Annotated in this window: 15 protein-coding genes; 7 read left to right on the top strand and 8 right to left on the bottom strand. The window is 40.0% G+C overall.

All coding sequences use genetic code 11. The annotated features are described in order from the left end of the window. Positions 1-6 precede the first annotated feature (6 nt). Positions 7-864 (top strand): diguanylate cyclase, encoded by an 858-nt coding sequence (locus JW841_16720; protein MBN1962577.1) that lies wholly within the window; start codon positions 7-9, stop codon positions 862-864. After that, positions 861-2,726, top strand: coding sequence for a DNA mismatch repair endonuclease MutL (gene mutL / locus JW841_16715; protein MBN1962576.1), 1,866 nt, complete (start codon positions 861-863; stop codon positions 2,724-2,726). The genes JW841_16720 and mutL overlap by 4 nt, the downstream gene beginning before the upstream one ends. Before the next feature lie 206 nt (positions 2,727-2,932). On the opposite strand, the gene JW841_16710 is transcribed toward mutL, so the two are convergent. Then, the gene (locus tag JW841_16710) at positions 2,933-3,391 is read right to left on the bottom strand and encodes a GNAT family N-acetyltransferase (protein MBN1962575.1); all 459 of its coding nucleotides are present in this window, start codon (positions 3,389-3,391) and stop codon (positions 2,933-2,935) included. Between the two features lie 229 nt (positions 3,392-3,620). On the opposite strand from JW841_16710, the gene JW841_16705 reads away from it, so the two are divergent. From JW841_16705 to JW841_16690, 4 genes are all read left to right on the top strand, one after another. Next, positions 3,621-4,034 (top strand): response regulator, encoded by a 414-nt coding sequence (locus JW841_16705; GenBank protein MBN1962574.1) that lies wholly within the window; start codon positions 3,621-3,623, stop codon positions 4,032-4,034. Positions 4,035-4,045: 11 nt separating this feature from the next. After that, the gene (locus tag JW841_16700; protein ID MBN1962573.1) at positions 4,046-5,488 is read left to right on the top strand and encodes an AAA family ATPase; all 1,443 of its coding nucleotides are present in this window, start codon (positions 4,046-4,048) and stop codon (positions 5,486-5,488) included. A 62-nt stretch (positions 5,489-5,550) separates the two neighbouring features. Next, positions 5,551-6,033, top strand: coding sequence for a hypothetical protein (locus JW841_16695; GenBank protein MBN1962572.1), 483 nt, complete (start codon positions 5,551-5,553; stop codon positions 6,031-6,033). A 224-nt stretch (positions 6,034-6,257) separates the two neighbouring features. Next, positions 6,258-6,866 (top strand): hypothetical protein, encoded by a 609-nt coding sequence (locus JW841_16690; GenBank protein ID MBN1962571.1) that lies wholly within the window; start codon positions 6,258-6,260, stop codon positions 6,864-6,866. A gap of 19 nt (positions 6,867-6,885) precedes the next feature. Here the strand turns inward: JW841_16690 and JW841_16685 are convergent, their stop codons facing one another. After that, entirely contained in the window at positions 6,886-9,708 is a 2,823-nt protein-coding gene (locus JW841_16685; protein MBN1962570.1) for a valine--tRNA ligase, read from the bottom strand. 173 nt (positions 9,709-9,881) lie between these two features. Here JW841_16685 and JW841_16680 point away from each other — a divergent pair, with 173 nt between their 5' ends. Then, the gene (locus JW841_16680) at positions 9,882-10,598 is read left to right on the top strand and encodes a hypothetical protein (protein ID MBN1962569.1); all 717 of its coding nucleotides are present in this window, start codon (positions 9,882-9,884) and stop codon (positions 10,596-10,598) included. Here JW841_16680 and JW841_16675 read toward each other — a convergent pair. From JW841_16675 to JW841_16650, 6 genes are all read right to left on the bottom strand, one after another. After that, positions 10,567-11,349, bottom strand: a complete 783-nt coding sequence (locus JW841_16675) for an alpha/beta hydrolase (protein MBN1962568.1) — start codon at positions 11,347-11,349, stop codon at positions 10,567-10,569. The two genes, JW841_16680 and JW841_16675, sit on opposite strands and share 32 nt — an antisense overlap. Positions 11,350-11,535: 186 nt before the next feature. Continuing rightward, positions 11,536-13,134 carry a bifunctional phosphoribosylaminoimidazolecarboxamide formyltransferase/IMP cyclohydrolase gene (gene purH / locus JW841_16670; GenBank protein ID MBN1962567.1) on the bottom strand — a complete coding sequence of 533 codons (1,599 nt, stop codon included), beginning with the start codon at positions 13,132-13,134 and terminating at the stop codon, positions 11,536-11,538. A gap of 14 nt (positions 13,135-13,148) precedes the next feature. Then, the gene (gene purN / locus JW841_16665; GenBank protein MBN1962566.1) at positions 13,149-13,751 is read right to left on the bottom strand and encodes a phosphoribosylglycinamide formyltransferase; all 603 of its coding nucleotides are present in this window, start codon (positions 13,749-13,751) and stop codon (positions 13,149-13,151) included. 3 nt (positions 13,752-13,754) lie between these two features. Further along, the gene (locus JW841_16660) at positions 13,755-14,804 is read right to left on the bottom strand and encodes a phosphoribosylformylglycinamidine cyclo-ligase (protein MBN1962565.1); all 1,050 of its coding nucleotides are present in this window, start codon (positions 14,802-14,804) and stop codon (positions 13,755-13,757) included. After that, a complete protein-coding gene (purF, locus tag JW841_16655) occupies positions 14,801-16,183 on the bottom strand; it encodes an amidophosphoribosyltransferase (GenBank protein MBN1962564.1) in 1,383 nt (460 codons plus the stop codon). The genes JW841_16660 and purF overlap by 4 nt, the downstream gene beginning before the upstream one ends. A 105-nt stretch (positions 16,184-16,288) precedes the next feature. Beyond that, a complete protein-coding gene (locus JW841_16650; GenBank protein MBN1962563.1) occupies positions 16,289-17,041 on the bottom strand; it encodes a phosphoribosylaminoimidazolesuccinocarboxamide synthase in 753 nt (250 codons plus the stop codon). Positions 17,042-17,223: the final 182 nt, after the last annotated feature.

The following is a 17,223-nucleotide window of genomic DNA, read 5'->3' as shown; positions in this document are numbered from 1 at the left end:
GTAGTTATGCGGTCTGCTGGTGATACTAAAGAAGTTGCAGTAGGGGTACCTTGTTTAGTTGTAATGTATGGCAAAGAACTCGGCAAACGTCATTCTCTTGATACCCTAGAGCAGATATTGGGACGTTCTGATACAGCTAACATTCAAATCGATCAAGATAGTGTATCACGGCAACATGCAAAAATAATAACAGAATTCGGTAGTTCACGATTATTTGACTTGGGTTCTACTAACGGAACTTTTGTAAATGATAAGCGCACCAATGAAGTTGAGCTTCGTGACGGTGACTTGGTAAGAATTGGTCAGACGATTTTTAAATACTTATCTGGTTCGAACATTGAAAATAAATATCATGAAGAAATCTATAGTTTAACCACTATTGATGGATTAACAGGGGCATATAATAAAAGATTTTTTCTAGAAGCATTGTCTCGCGAGCTGAATCGAGCAGTTCGCTATGATCGCGTGCTCTCGCTAGCAATGTTTGATTTAGACCTATTTAAAAAAATTAATGATAATTTTGGTCATCTAGGTGGTGATTTTGTGCTGCGCGAGTTAGCAGGGGTGGTTCACCAGAATATACGTCGAGATGATATTTTTGCTCGCTATGGCGGTGAAGAATTTGCATTGATTTTGCCGGAAGTCGATCTACAAGCAGCTATATCGGTTAGTGAAAAACTGCGTCAGGGTATTGAGCAACATCGTTTTGATTATAATGACCAGATTATTCCTGTAACGATAAGTCTTGGATTGCGTACTTTTAGTCGTGGTGAACAAGATATTAATGTCAGTCAGTTTATTGCCGATGCCGATGCTAAACTTTATTCTGCTAAGGCCAGTGGCCGAAATAAAGTCTGTGCGTGAAAAAAACATCAGATTTTACCGAGACTGATTCTGTAATTATTCGTCAACTTGACAATGAGGTAATAAACTGCATCGCTGCGGGTGAGGTGATTGAGCGGCCAGCTTCAGTGGTTAAAGAGTTAGTTGAAAATGCTCTTGATGCGCAAGCAGAAACAATTGAAGTTCATTTAGAAAATGGCGGATTAAGTAGAATTATTGTTAGCGATGATGGTTATGGTATGTCTGCTGAAAATGCGGTAAAAGCGCCAATTCGTCATGCAACAAGCAAATTAAGAGTAGTAGAGGATCTTAATAAAATTACCACGCTTGGATTTCGTGGTGAGGCTTTGTCATCTATAGCCGCAGTATCGCATTTTACTCTTTGTTCACGTCGCAGAGAAGATGCTGTTGGGACATGTATTAATATTAATGGAGGAGCACCAGCTTGCATAAAAGAGGTTGGGGTTCCGATTGGGACCACAGTAGATATTGCTGATTTATTTTTTAATACTCCAGCGCGAAAAAAATTTATGCGTTCTGCTGCAACAGAACAAGCCCACGTTTGTGAAGCTGCCTTACGTGCGGTTTTAGGTTCACGCACTGCCAGTTTAATAGTTAATGTTGGTGACCGCCGTTTAATTGACCTTCCAGCAACAAATGAAATCTCAACGCGTGCACGGATTGCTTTAGGGCCAAAGGTTGATACTCTATATGAGTTTTCTAATGTATTTGGTGGTATTAACATTAGTGGAGTAATGGCGCATCCAGATGTACATCGTGCTGATACAAAAGGATTATGGTTTTTTATTAATGGTCGCTATGTGCGTGACCGTATGCTGCAGAGAGCGGTCCTTGAAAGCTATCGAGGAAATTTACAGTATGGGCATTATCCATTTCTTATAATGTACATTGATATTCCACCAGCGATTGTCGATGTAAATGTGCATCCACAAAAGCTCGAGGTGCGTTTTAGTGATGCTGCTTTAATCTATAAGGCGGTATTGCGCACTATTGCTATTACGCTAAAAGAAAAGCCATGGTTACAAAATACAACTAATGACTCAAACCAAAATAATGATGCCTATCAAATATACAAATCATACATGCAAGCACCATATTTACAAGCTCGTGAAACTAATGAAATTAAGCCAAAATCGTTTTTTTATACGAGTAGTCAGAATACTAATGTGCACCCAGTTAAAAACAATACCTTAGAACCTGCTGGCATTGTAGCAAATAACGAATCATTAACTGCACCTATCAGCAGTAACACGGATGGTTATTTTACCCAATTAGAAGTTTTAGGTCTAGCGCTTGGTACCTATTTAATATGTGCTGGAAACGATGAGATTGTCTTAATAGATCAACATGCTGCATATGAATATATTGCTTATAGGCGTTTGCAAGCAAACTTCGAAAGAAAAAGCATTGAACAACAGCCGCTTTTATTTCCAGAACCGGTAGAGATTTCACAGCAACAATCCATTATTCTCGAAAAAAATTGGTCACAATTGCAAACTTTTGGATTCGAAATTGAACCAGTCGGACCTTCACATTTTGCCGTTAAAACTGTTCCAACAGCAATTGCTACTGCTGATGTACAATGTTTAGCAATAGATTTAATTCGTGAAGTTTGTTCCATCATTGAAAATAAAATATCTTTGCAGACTCAGGATGCTGCTATTCGTATTTTTAGCTGCTGTGCTAACCATGTCGCGCTTGCTGCAGATGCCCGAAAATTAAATTCTGATGAAGTCAAATCTTTGCTTACTTCTTTAGACAGCATAGATCTTAGCAATAATTTATACCCACCCAGACGTACTATTTATCAAGTATTTTCACGTAATAACATCGAAAATCTCATGCAAAAAGGCAACTATTAAAAATAGATATGATCACAAATAAGAAAAGATAAAAGTAGCAGTCTATCAGCTATATAATGGCCTTTCATTCTTAAGTTCCTTATTCCTAGTTTTTTAAATACCCAGTTCAAAACATAAAAATGAAGATTTAAAGAACAGAAAACTTAAGAATTAGGAATTTTAGGTGAGCTTATTCGAAAAGAGTGTCTAATATAAATATGTATTCACTATTTGATTTTTTTTAATAACTCTCGGTTATTTGAATAACCTTCTCTTTCATAGAATTTTAAAGCCAGTGGTGCAGCATGAAGTAAAATATGACTAATTCCTTTTTCGTTAATCCAGGCTTCGCATTTTTTAAGTAAGAGATGTCCATAGCCACAATTACGAAAATTTGGTCGTACATACATTTGATCAACATAGCCACAGCGAGAATCTTCACGTAGGCGAAAAATTGGGTCATTTGAAAGAATATCAACTCGGGCTAAACCTACAGGTTTATTATCTATAATCAGTAAAAAGATGCAAACATTCGCTGATTGCAGAGCTAGTTTTATATCTTCATTGATACGTTTTGCAAGGTGAGGGAATTGTTCGGTTACCTTAAGCTCAATTACTAATTCGTTTAGCATGGTAACGATATCACAATGGTCATCTATTGTTGCAATACGAAAACTATGTTGCATCGTTAGATAAACTCGACTTTTTAAATATGTTTAATTCTACCGCAGTTTCTCTGAATTGAAGCAAAACAGCAACAGTTTTACTTTATGAATCACAAGTACTTAGGGGCACTCCCTGATATGATAAGAAAGAGTAAAATAAGTGGACTCCAACCACCTCCCCGACCTACACTAAACAATGAAGTTTAAGCTTGCTATATATACCTAACCATGCAAGCAGGGGACTAGCCAAATGACTATCTCCAAGGTGGATACTACAGAGCCTCTAAAGTTTCTTGTAGTTGAAGATGATGCTGATATCTCTGAAGCGCTGGTAACATATGCAAAGCATCGAGGTTTTATTACCTTTCATGCAAAAGATGGCTTTAGTGCCATCGAGCTAGGTAAGCGTGAAATGCCAGATGTAATTCTTTTAGATATTGCACTGCCTGGCTTAGATGGTCGTGATGTTTTTGTGCAACTCCAGAAAGATGGCATAACTAAAAAGGCTGTAGTGATCTTTGCCACTGCTAGAGATAGTCAATCTGATCGTATTGCCGGTTTAGAGTTAGGTGCTGATGAATATGAAACCAAACCTTTCCAACTAGCAACATTATTTACAAAAATCGACGCGTTATTAGCAAAAAAACGCTCGGGATATTTATAATTACGGTCAAAATGGATTATCTCGAATATTTTGGGCTTACTGCTGAACCTTTTTCACATGCCCCCGTATCTCGTTTTTATTACGCAAGTAAACAGCATACCGATGCACTTAAAAGACTGATGTTTGCTACCCAAACCATGAAAGGTTTGGCTATTCTTATTGGAGATATCGGTCACGGTAAAACCACTTTAGCTCGTCGATTACTTGATGCTCTGCCAAGTAGCCAATTTGAAGCAGCAATGTTAGTTATTGTACATGCAGGGGTTACGGCTACTTGGTTGTTGAAACATATTGCTAAGCAGCTTGGGGTAATTGAACCTCCAGATGATAAACTGACTATTCTTTCACAATTATATTTACGTTTAGTTGAAATTCATAATAACGGAAAACACGCCATAGTTATTATTGATGAGGCGCAAATGTTGGCTACTCGCGAACTGATGGAAGAGTTTCGCGGGCTACTTAATCTTGAGGTAACTGAGCAAAAACTCATTTCATTTGTATTTTTTGGTTTGCCTGAAGTTGAACGTAATTTGCGACTTGATCCACCTTTGGCGCAACGCGTTGCTCTGCGATACCATCTGCGTCCACTCAGTGTAGAAGAAACAGTTGCATATGTTCAGCATCGTTTAAAACTAGCCGGTGCTAAAGATGAACTTTTACCCAAAGATGCGGTAACAGCTATTCATAAACACACAAAAGGTATACCACGTTTAATCAATACGCTTTGTGATAACGTCTTACTGGAGCTTTTTTTTCAAAAACTTGCTGTAGCTTCAGTTGAAATTGTAGATAGCTCAGCAGAAAACCTGCAGTTAACTTTAAATGCTGATGATTCTTCATCGCAATCCGTGCTTGGCATTACTGGTGCAATTGATAATCCGACGCCACCAGCAACAACTAATGAAGAAGCTGTAATCTATGTGTCACGCACCGAAAATTTAGCTCCTGCAACATTATCTGTTGACCCAGATGCTATAGCTGCTCGAGTGGCTAAAGAAAAAGGGACAACTCTTGATATAGATGACCCATTAGCTTTTTTACACCATCATGAGGAAACTGCGGCAGAAGATGACAATGAGATATCTTCAATCTCTAGTAATGAAACAGAAACACTAGAGGAGGAACCCGGACAAACAATAGCAGAGCCTATGACCGTACAATTAGAAAACCATACGTCATTAATGCCACCAGCAACAGCAGCAAACACAGGATATCGTGGCGATAATATTGTTTTTATAAATGAAAATGAATTTGTGGACTTATCTCACATAAAGCCCAAATTAATAGTGCCAGCACCAAGTCTTTCAGGCGAAATAATTAATGAAAAAATCACTTCAAGAAATAATTCTAATGCCGCCAAATCAATATTAACAAATGCTGTGCGTACTTCGACTGGAACAATTGATCTTAATGAAATTGATGAGATATTGGCAGATATAAAACGAAGATAAATCTTTAAATTACACCTTTTTTGTTTTTTTAAATATTCGTTTAATATGTTAAATAAGCAATAATGTATTCGACCAAAACTTTAATGCGATTAGATGACGTAGCTGTTTTTCAAATCGAAAATTGTGTTGTATCGGTTTGGGAGCGTACACCGACAGTTGAACATATTGATAAAGTTGATCAATTTCTTAATGAGGTAACAAGGGATTACCCCAAAGGTATTGGTAATATTAATATAACTATGGGACGAGGCCAACATGCAATAACTGCTGAAACGAAAGCAAAAATACAAAAACTCATATTAAAATATCAGGGAAAAATTATTGCAGTTGCACATATAATTTTAGCTTCTGGTATGATAGGAGCTATAATTAGTTCATTTTTTGCATTGATTGCTATTATTAAAAACGATGCTAATACCCCAATGAGAATATTTAGGGAATCAGCCGAAGCAGCAGAATGGATAGCGGCGAAAATAGGTTTAGATGCACAAGCATTAGAGTATGAGCTAAATACCATAATTTGTAATTTTAAAATGCCTGAATAATAATTTTATTATCATTAATTGCTTTATTGCTTTTTAACTAAAAAATTAAAACAAAGCATAGCAGCCGGTGATGCTCCAGAACCTATTTTTTATATCAAATTGGTCGTACGCCCTATTTTCAAATTTGACGCAACTTTTAATTTTTTCCCCCGATATTTATAATAAAGCAGCAGGCAGCATTCTTTATGTAAACAAATAGTATTTTATAAATATGGAGATAAGTTATGTCGAGTTTCTTATACCTATTACAAAAGACAATAGAAAAAGTAACTAATGCAAATAGCGTAGATGGGCCAAAAATTGGCAATGGTAAAGAAATAATTAATGGCAGAAAACAAAAAGTAAATGAAGTTCGCGAATTATTAGAAGCTTTCAGAGTGAGTTTAATAAAAGCCGGTGCCCAAGAGCTAGCAAATAAATATTTTTCGCCAAAATTATTTAAATGGAATTTTAAAAGTAGGTATTTGGCTTTATCGGATAAAACCATAGAGGCAAAATTATCATCAGAAATTAATAAAATCTCATCATCAGAGACCCGAAAGAAAATTGCCGATGCCTGTAATTATTTAATAGAGAAAGCTTTTCCTAATGGTTGTCCTCTGATTTTTAATGTTTACTCAGGTGATCACATTGCGTCTTCAGATGTTACTATTAAAACCAAATATAATGCAGCATTTTTATATAGTTGGGTAACTCGTCTTTATGTAGTATCTATAGAGTCATCAAATAATTTTATGATGGGTGAAGATATCAGGATGAATTTGCAAACTCGCAATCATTTTAGTCAAGAGGCTGTCGCACCTTTAAAAAAATTGCCCGGTGCTTTTAAATAACCAAACTAACCTTGACTTATCACGGCTTAATCCGTCGCAAACTCTCTTCTAGTTTTGCAATCATTTCATCGAGTTCACTTACACGAGCGCGGTCTTTTTTAACTACTTCAGCCGGGGCATTCTTTAAAAAACCTTCATTATCAAGTTTTTTGGCAATACGGTCACGTTCTGCGGTTGTTTTATCTATTGAGCGTTGTAAGCGTTTGGCTTCATCAGCAAAATCAACAACGCCTTTAAGCGGTACAATAACTTGTAAATCTTCATATACTTTAACCGCCGCTTGATCAGGGCGCTCAGGCTCACCAATAACGATACTTAGCTGAGATATTTTTGCTAAAGTCGTAATTTCTTTTTGGTGATGTTCTAAAGCGACCTTATTATCTGTAGTTGCGACCGCAAAAATGGCATCAAGTTGTTTTGCTGGGGAAATATTGCTTTCTGAACGAATAGTACGTACCCCTACAATGGCATTTTTAACTAGCTGATACTCAACTTCGATGGCTTGGTTTGCATATGCCGAGAGGTCATTATAATTAGGATAGGGTGCTATCATTATTGATTCAGTAGTACGCTTAGCTAGCGGTAACTTCTGCCAAATAGATTCGGTAATAAACGGCATTATTGGATGTAGCAATCGTAACGAATTATCTAGTATAAAGACTAAAGTTGCTTGAGCGGTGTCTTTCTCAGCTTGATTATCGCCAATCAATCGCGCTTTTATTAATTCTATGTACCAATCGCAGAATTCACTCCAGAAAAAGCTATAAATAGCGGCTGCAGCATCGCTGAAACGATAATTTTCCAAAGCTTCATCTACAGTTTTAGCGGTTGAGGTAAGACGAGATAAAATAAAGCGGTCAGCAGGCATTAATTCGTCTTTGATTTCGCTCAGTTCTTTTGGTGTTTTATCAATGCGCATTAGAGCAAAGCGTGCGGCATTCCAAATTTTATTGGCAAAGGCGCGGTAGCCATCAATGCGTTCAATAGACAACTTGATATCGCGACCGCTTTGGCTTAAAGCAGCTAAAGTAAAACGTAATGCATCGGCGCCAAATGCCGGAAATCCATCAGGATATTCTTTTTTAAATTGTTTAGAAACCTCTTCACCATTGCAGCCATTAATTAAATGTAAGGGGTCAATAACATTACCGCGGGTTTTTGACATTTTGTCGCCATTTTTATCGCGAACCATGGCGTGTAAATAAATCATTGGAAATGGTGGGCGCCCCATAAATTTGCAACCCATCATCATCATGCGTGCTACCCAGAAAAACAGGATGTCAAAACCTGTTTCCATCACTGAATTTGGATAGAAGGTTTCAAGGTCTTTAGTGTTATTAGGCCAACCTAGGGTTGAAAATGGCCATAACGCACTGGAAAACCAAGTATCAAGCACATCAGGGTCTTGTACTAAGCGAGCACTGCCACAACGTGGACAAGTATTTGGCTGTTCACGAGCTACAATTGGATTTGCTTTTGCCCCGAAACGTGGTTCATCGCTGTCAAAGCGAGTGTTATCGCAATCAAGGCAATACCACGCAGGAATACGATGTCCCCACCAAAGCTGGCGTGAAACACACCAGTCTTGGATATTTTCCATCCAATGATAGTAAGTTTTTGCCCAGTTTTCTGGAATAATACGGGTGGCACCACTTTGCACCGCTTCTATTGCAGGCTTCGCTAATGGTTCGGTACGCACCCACCATTGTACTGATAGGGTTGGTTCAACAATAGTTTCGCAACGTTGACAATGCCCCAATGGCATCACATGGGCTTTGGTGCCTCTCTCTAACCCAAGTTTTTGCAGAGCTTCTTTAACTTGGGTTCGTACTGCAAAACGGTCTTTATTAGCAAATTTAGCCCAAGCTTGATAATTAATTTGGTGCTTAATGTTAGCGGAAGCATCGGGCTCTGCTAGGATATGCGCATTAGCATCAAAAATATTAAACAGATCGAGATTGTGACGTTTGCCAGTGGCAAAGTCGTTAAAATCGTGAGCCGGAGTAACTTTAACCGCACCAGTGCCAAATTCAGGATCAACAAGTTCAGCATCGGCAATTATAGGAATTTTATATCCAAGCAATGGATGGCGAAGATGTTTGCCAATTAATGACTTATAACGTTCATCATCAGGGTGTACAGCGACTGCGGTGTCGCCGAGCATCGTTTCAGGCCTAGTAGTAGCAACAACTATTTCACCTTCATCTTCAAATAGAGGGTAGGCGAATGACCACAATTCACCTTGATATTCATCATCATGCTCTACTTCAAGATCTGATAAAGCAGTATGACAACGCGGGCACCAATTAACTAGTCGTTCAGCTCGATATAGGAGTCCTTCTTCATACAAACGCACAAACACTTCACGCACCGCACGCGAAAGCTGTTCGTCCATAGTGAAATGCTCACGGCTCCAATCAAGTGAGCATCCAAGCACTCGCAGTTGCTTAGTAATACGATTGCCGTAAGCTTGTTTCCAGTCCCACACTAAATCGATGAATTTATGCCTACCAATATCGTGGCGGCTTTTGCCTTTTTTTTCTTTTAAATCGCGCTCAACCACCATTTGCGTGGCAATACCTGCATGGTCGGTGCCAGGGAGCCACAGAGTTTGTCGCCCCTGCATACGTCGCCATCGCGTCAACATATCTTCTAAGGTATAACTTAAGGCATGCCCCATATGCAGAGAGCCAGTGACATTTGGTGGGGGTATTACAATAGTATACGGCTCGCCATTAGACTCAAGATTTGGCTTGAAGTATCCAGCTTTTTCCCAAATAGGGTACCAATAGTCTTCAGCCTCAGTTGGATCATAAGTAGGGGATAACTCTGTAGTATTCAATGTCATGGAGGCGTCAGCTAGCGCCGCTAGCCCTTAACGTCAAGCGCCAAAATACCGTATCGTGTTATTTGATTCGCAATTTTTTTCTAGAGTCGTATTTATAAAGTGCTATACGGTTATGCTACTAGCTGCTTAGGTATTCAACTTATTCAGGTGGGTTAGAGGATTTTTTTATGCGTGAGAGCAATAAGTTTGTACAAGGTGCAGCCGATCGCAATAAACTTTTACATATAAGCCTCGATGGCTGGATTATTGTAGCTTATGAACAGCAAAATTTTCGTGTACATTGCAATGAACTTAGCCTCAGCCATATGTTGATTGAAGCACCAATAGAATGGCAAGTCGGTACAGAAATCGAGTTAAAAGCTATTGAAATAAATGGCAAAGAATTTGAATTAGAAGGATATGCGGTTGTTACTAAAATAGAGCAAAAAAAATCATTTGAAAACTTAGGGTTAGCTTTAATTGATTATATTGATTTTGATGCTGTGGCAAAAAATTGCTTGCAGTCAGTATATTCATTTTTAATTAGTTTGCGCAATCGTGATGAGCGTCTAGCAATGCGATTTAACTGGGCTTTTAATGATGTAGCACAGTTAGTTGCAGTATGTAAAACTTTGCTAGCTGAAGTAGATGTAAGCAGTGCATGGACTGATTCAGGGCCAAGTGAGTTAGCTAGAGCCTACTTGGCTGGCAAAAAACAAGACTTTTCTGAGCCGCAGCAGATAATGTTAGAAACTGTATGGAAATTATGGTGCGGTAGCCTTGATTTACCTGAACCAGTCAGTACCTTACCAGATAGCGCAAGAGGGGCCCTTGTAGCTTTGCGAAAAGCTATAGCTCGTGGTCCGACTGGCATTAATGAGTGGCTGCAAGTTGAGTGGCGCTAAAATAAAGCATGATTTGCTCTATTATCCATTGAGGGTCATCTACGGATAAATCATGCCCAGCAAAATTATGTTCTAGTATTGAAGCATTAAAATGAGCTGCTAGCCTGCGTGAGCAACGTACATCAACTAAACGATCTGCTTGAGAAGTTAGTACCAATAGAGGTGTTACAAGCCGTAATGGAATTTTATAAAATGCTGCAGCCCAAAGTTGGGCAAAAAAAGTTTGTCGCTTTGTTGGTGAAGCTGTAGCATGTGCTGCCCAAATGGGTAATAATTTTTTTCGTAAAGCTGGTTGATTTGAAGCTATATCAAGAATGATTTTTTCGCGAAAATAAGGGTCATGAGAAATAAGTGCTCTACATACAGATGGAAGAGTTTTAAATGAAAAACGCTGAAAAATCGGAGCTAAATTGGAGGCACTGGTATTTATGGTGACTGCTGCATTAAAATCATTGGGATAATTATGACACCATGCAATAGCTATCATTCCACCTAAAGATTGACCAATAACTCCCCAGTGTTTTTTTTTACTGCCATCAGATTTTAAAAAACGTTGGCGCAAGTTGGCTACGATATTATCTACTGAAAAAGGTGATGAAATATTATTGCAGGCACCAACCCCTGGAAGATCAAGGCATAACACCTGTTCGGCGCCATATTGTTTTTGTAGCTCGTTAGGTAAGTCACCCCAATGGAATGCTTCACGAATCAAGCCACGTAATAAGAGCCAGCGATTAATGGTATTTGGCATAATAACTAGCCATTTTTTTTAAAACATCTATGGCAAAAAGTAGCAGACAATCATCTATATCATCGCCTCGCATTTTTCGTTCCCTATTCTCGGTTCTTTAAATACCCAGTTCAAAAAAATGAAGATTTAAAGAACAGAGAATAAAGAACTGGGAATTTAAAAGTGAGCTTATTTAAAAAAGAGTGTCTAATGCCTAAAATGCCGTTTGCCAGTAAACATCATACACAAACCAAGTTCGTCACAAGCTCGTATTACTTCTTCATCACGTTTTGAACCACCAGGTTGTACAATAGCAATGATGCCAGCTTTGGCCGCCATGCGCACACTATCATCAAACGGAAAGAAGGCGTCTGAAGCTAAAAAAGCACCATTAGTTTTTTCGCCAGCTTTTTTAAGAGCGTGTTCAGTAGCATCAACGCGGCTTGTTTGACCTGTACCTGAACCTAATAGAGTGGCATTTTTAGTTAGTGCAATGGCGTTAGATTTAAGTACCCAAACAACACGCATAGCAAATGCTAACTCTTCAATCCATCCAGCTTCTGGTTGTTTTTTGGTAGCACAGCGCCAGTCATCAGTAGAATTAAAACCAGGATCAGTTTGCTGCACAAGCATTCCACCGCCAATACGGTGTGCTGATAAAGTTGGTAATGGACTACCAGCAGGTACTTTAAACAAACGTAAATTTTCGCGTTCTTTAAACTCTGCTAATGCTTCAGTAGTAAAATCAGGAGCAGCGATACATTCAACAAACAATTTGGTGGCGCGAATAGCTGCCGCGGTTTCACCAGTGAGTGGCTCATTAAAACCTAAGACTGAGCCAAAAGCAGAAACTGGGTCACCAGAAAGAGCGCGAGTGAAGGCTTCAGTTTGTGTATCAGCCATTGCTAAACCGCAAGGATTGGTATGTTTAATGATAGAACAAGCTGGTTTTTTTAAGCCCCAAACATCACGATAGGCAGCATCAAGGTCTAATAAATTAGTATAAGATAGCTCTTTACCAGCAAGTAGGCTGCCCTTGGCAATTCCGCCTTGGTCTTGATTGGTTACATATAAGGCTGCGGCTTGATGGGGATTTTCGCCATATCGCAGTGTACGCACTTGGCAGAAACTTGGAAGAATTTCAGGCAAATTAGTTGTCTTTAAGCTTGCAGCTAACTCAAGACGTGATAGTTCATCTTCTGTCCATTTTGCTATCAGAAGGTCATATTCAGCAACTTGGCGAAATGCTTTTGCCTGCGCTTTTTGCCTAAGACCAAGTGAAATTTTACCGGTTTGTTTTAACTCTTTAATAAATTCATTATAATCATTAGGATCAACCAGGACAGTCATTCCGCCATCGGCATTTTTGGCGGCGGCTCTAACTAAAGTTGGGCCGCCGATATCAATATTTTCTATTAGTTCATTACGTGGTGCCCCTTTTTTTAACACATCAGCAAATGGATATAAGTTACAGACGACCAAATCGATTAAGGGGTAACTATTTTTTTCTAAATCAGCTAAGTGCGAAGGGTCACCTCGATGCGCTAAAATACCAGCATGAATACGTGGATGCAGCGTTTTTACGCGGCCCCCCAAAACTTCTGGACTTTGCGTGAAAGCATCAACTTGAATCACTTTAATACCTGCGTCTGCTAATGCTTTCGCACTGCCTCCAGATGCCAATAATTCAACGTTATGTGCTGCTAAAGCACGTGCTAGTTCAACTAATCCGGTTTTATTAAAAACAGACAATAATGCACGACGAATTGGGCTTTGATGAATAGATTGGGCTTGTGTTTGTATCATGACTTCGCTCTCTTTTAGTTTTTTTGTTCAATCAAACGATCGATAAATAAACGCACGGCGCGCGGGTAAATTACATGCTCAACTTCATGCAAAATACGCTGTGCTAAACCATCTGCGCCTTCATCACCACGTACTTCGATAGAGCCTTGCAATAAAATGGGTCCGGTATCGACACCACTACCAACTTGGTGAACTGTGGCGCCGGCCACTTTACGACCAGCTTGCCATTGGCGCTCGGCACCATGAAGACCGGGGAAATCAGGCAACAGTGATGGATGAATATTGATTACCGTACCCTTGAACTGTTCAAGAAAATGTGGGCTTAAAATACGCATATAACCCGCAAGCAAAATATAATCGATGTTTGCTTCGGTTAATTTAGCCAGCACTAATTGCTCATGTTGTTCGCGCGCTAATCCTTTATGCGTAATTACTGCGACCTTATATCCACGTTCTTGAGCTTTTTGAATGATTGGCGCATCTGCAATATTTGCGACAATCAAAGCAAGCTCAGCCGGAATAAAGCCACTTTTAAAAGCATCCATTAACGCTAAGGCATTTGAACCGCGACCTGATGCAAAGATAGCAAAGCGAAGGTTGGGCGATTTTAACGACATAAATTACTCCTCAAGATCAGCGCTAGCAAAGCCCAAATCGATACCTGCTTTGCCGCTATTAACTCGTCCGACTTCAAGCCAACCGTCATTACTAAACTCAGCTAATACTTGCTTTGCGGTTTTTGCAGCAAATATCGCAACAAAACCTAAACCCATATTAAAAGTAGAAGCGAGTTCAGCTGGTGAGACATTACCAGTATCGCCAATAAGTTTGAAAATTGGATGAATTTGATAAGTTTGCGGATCGATATTTAAGCGTAAACCCTGACGCGCTAATTTTTTGCCGCGTAAAAGCAAGCCGCCACCGGTAATGTGAGCAGCGGCATGAAAATTATATTTGTTAAACAAACGTAGAACAGGTTGAACATAAAGTGCTGTTGGTGTCAGCAATTCTTGGGCTAAAGTTTTTCCGCCTAAAGATACTGGCTTAGTATCAATACCCAACTGGCCACGTTCAAATAAAGCTGCGCGTGCAAGTGAGATCCCGTTTGAGTGGATCCCACTTGAAGGTAAGGCCAATATTACATCACCAGCTTGCATCAGTTCTGGCTTGGGCAAGCAAGCTTTATCAACAGTACCAACGGCAAAACCAGCTAAATCAAAGTCGCCTGGGGCATAAAGGCCTGGCATTTCTGCAGTCTCACCGCCGAGTAAAACGCAGCCGCACTCACGACAAGCGTTAGCGATTGAGGCTACGATAGCTTCCATGGTTGAAGCATCAAGTTTGCCAACCGCCATGTAATCTAAAAATAATAGTGGTCGTGCCCCAAGTGGCAATAAATCATTAACACTCATTGCTACTAAATCTTGACCAAGGCCTTCAAAGCTATTGGCCATTTTAGCAATCAATAATTTTGTGCCGACACCATCACAAGTGGCTGCTAAGAGTGGTTCTTGCATACCATTTACATCAAGTCTAATAAGGCCGGCATATTTACTATGATGAGAGAAAACCGCTTGGTTATGAGTTGTTTTAGCCAGCCGAGCAATGCGCTCAACAAAATCATCAGCAGCATTTATATCAACGCCAGCATCTTTATATGATAGCGTCATACTGGATAATCTCCATTCATACAGGCATAACAATGTTCGTTAGAATTAACTGCGCGTGCTAATGCTTCAATTGATAGATAACGAAGATTGTCACACTTAAGAAATTGCGCTACCCCATCAACTGAACCTTCACGGTTAATTATCAGCTCTTCGCGGGTTGGGGTGTCTATGCCTAAATAACAAGGCCAGGCGATTGGAGGGGAGGCAACACGCATCCAAACTTCGCGTGCACCTGCTTCTCGCACCATTGCAACAATCATGCGCGAGGTATTGCCACGCACTACTGAATCATCAATTAACAGTACTCGTTTTTGAGTAACAATCTCACGAATTATCGAAAGTTTAAGACGCAACCGGTGTGAGCGGGTATCTTGATCAGGCAAGATAAAGGTGCGGCCGACATAGTGACTTCGTATAATGCCATATTCAAGTGGTATGCCGCTTTCATGCGCATAGCCAATGGCAGCAGGATTGCCTGAATCAGGAATAGGGATAACAACATCTGGGCGCATGGATTCGCTAGCATCTTGGCGAGCTAATTCAACTCCCATACGATTGCGTGCCGCATATACACTTTGACCAAAAATCGTAGAATTAGGACGCGAGAAATATACTAACTCAAAAACGCAAGGAGCTAAGCGTTTTGCTTTTGGTAGCAAATCAATAGATTTAACCCCTTCAGGACCAATTTCTATTAACTCACCGGGACGAACTTCTCTTTCAAACTTGGCATCCATTGCATCAAGAGCACAAGTTTCAGATGCTATTACCCAGCCATCTTTCAATGAGCCTAAAACTAATGGACGAATACCTAAAGCATCTCGCAAGCCATAGACGCGCCCGTCACAAAGCAGGGTAAGTGAGTATGCACCCAAAGCGCGTTTGGCGACAGCACGTAAGGCGTCGGCGAAATTAACGGCATGCGAGCGTGCGAGTAGGTGCACAATTAGCTCGGTATCCATAGTGGTGGATAACAAGGCGCCTTCTGCTTCGAGTTCGTTGGTTAATTCATTAGAATTTTTAAGATTACCATTGTGGGCTATCGCAATACGCCCATAAGGTGTTGATGCGATAAAGGGCTGTATGTTTTCAGCACGATCTGCATTAACGGTTGAGTAACGTACATGACCAACAGCGCGGTCACCGATAAGGTCTTTAACCCGATAGGTTGGCAAACTTTCAGCAACTAAACCACGACCCTTAAGGTGTAACAATTCACCATCGAGGCTACAGGTTGCGATACCAGCCGCTTCTTCGCCACGATGTTGCAAGGCAAACAAACCACGGTGAGCTAATGGTGCCGCTGGTTGACCGTTATTGCGCCATACGGCCACAACCCCACAAAACTCTTTGGTCTCTTTGATATAATTAAAACACACGATAAAGCCACTCCTGATGGTATTTATGGGTACTCACGTCGGCGAACTAAAAATTCTTACCCACAAAATGGCAACCTACTTGGGTGACGCCATTTCAATATTTTGCTAAGATTTTGCGCCTATTACCGGAGTCGATTTTAAAAGAGCGCTATCAAGCCGTGCTAACACTTCTCGATAACCACCAAGTAAATCACCTAAATCATGGCGAAAACGGTCTTTATCTAAAATATTTCCTGTACTATGGTCACGAAAACGACAGGTATCAGGAGATATTTCATCACAAAGCACCACGCCATCGTTGGTGCGACCAAATTCTAACTTCATATCAACTAAATCAATTTCAGCTAGCGCGAATAATTGTTTTAATTTTAAACCAATAGCTAAAGCCTCGCGACGAAGCAGCTGTACTTCTTCTGCAGTAGCGGCGTTTAAGAGGCGGATATGATCTTCATTGATTATCGGATCACCAAGGTCATCGCGCTTATAATAAAACTCAACTATTGGCGGCTCACAAACACTATTCTCAGGCAAATCCGTGCGTTTTTGCAGTGAACCTGCAACCAAAAAACGTACCACAACTTCTATAGGCAATATTTTAGCCGGCTTTGCGAGAAGTGTATTTTCATCAAGACGCCCAAGATGATGAGTACGAATGCCGCTGGCTTCAAGAAATAAGAATAAACGTTCAGTGATTTGACTGTTAAGAACACCTTTGCCTGCAAATTGTGAATGCTTTTGACCATTAAAGGCCGTAGCATCATCTTTATAGATTATTGCTACTTCGTTAGCTGAACGTGGCACAATACGTTTTGCTTTGCCTTCATAGACACCGGTGGTTAATGAATTGGTGTTGGACATTGAAAGTTGGCTCCATGATAGAATGTGGCCGAGCCTCCAATGCCTTTATCAGGTCGCTCATGTCAAGAGGTGGTTTAAAGCAAATCTCTAATAGGGAAAATAGGCTAATTATTTAAGCCAGTAGAAGCAGTTATAAAAGGAATAACAGAGTTGATTTGTAGATGGTTGTTACAGCTCCTAAC

The organism is Deltaproteobacteria bacterium, from assembly GCA_016931625.1.
Taxonomy (GTDB): Bacteria; Myxococcota; XYA12-FULL-58-9; order XYA12-FULL-58-9; family JAFGEK01; genus JAFGEK01.
This window is presented reverse-complemented; position numbering and strand designations above follow the sequence as displayed.

Excerpts from the sequence above, each read along its gene's own strand:
- purN (MBN1962566.1), bottom strand. The coding sequence starts at position 13,751 with ATGTCGTTAAAATCGCCCAACCTTCGCTTTGCTATCTTTGCATCAGGT.
- JW841_16680 (MBN1962569.1), top strand. The coding sequence starts at position 9,882 with ATGCGTGAGAGCAATAAGTTTGTACAAGGTGCAGCCGATCGCAATAAA.
- JW841_16650 (MBN1962563.1), bottom strand. The coding sequence starts at position 17,041 with ATGTCCAACACCAATTCATTAACCACCGGTGTCTATGAAGGCAAAGCA.
- purH (MBN1962567.1), bottom strand. The coding sequence starts at position 13,134 with ATGATACAAACACAAGCCCAATCTATTCATCAAAGCCCAATTCGTCGT.
- JW841_16675 (MBN1962568.1), bottom strand. The coding sequence starts at position 11,349 with ATGCCAAATACCATTAATCGCTGGCTCTTATTACGTGGCTTGATTCGT.
- JW841_16695 (MBN1962572.1), top strand. The coding sequence starts at position 5,551 with ATGTATTCGACCAAAACTTTAATGCGATTAGATGACGTAGCTGTTTTT.
- JW841_16720 (MBN1962577.1), top strand. The coding sequence starts at position 7 with ATGCGGTCTGCTGGTGATACTAAAGAAGTTGCAGTAGGGGTACCTTGT.
- JW841_16660 (MBN1962565.1), bottom strand. The coding sequence starts at position 14,804 with ATGACGCTATCATATAAAGATGCTGGCGTTGATATAAATGCTGCTGAT.
- JW841_16705 (MBN1962574.1), top strand. The coding sequence starts at position 3,621 with ATGACTATCTCCAAGGTGGATACTACAGAGCCTCTAAAGTTTCTTGTA.
- JW841_16690 (MBN1962571.1), top strand. The coding sequence starts at position 6,258 with ATGTCGAGTTTCTTATACCTATTACAAAAGACAATAGAAAAAGTAACT.
- JW841_16710 (MBN1962575.1), bottom strand. The coding sequence starts at position 3,391 with ATGCAACATAGTTTTCGTATTGCAACAATAGATGACCATTGTGATATC.
- JW841_16700 (MBN1962573.1), top strand. The coding sequence starts at position 4,046 with ATGGATTATCTCGAATATTTTGGGCTTACTGCTGAACCTTTTTCACAT.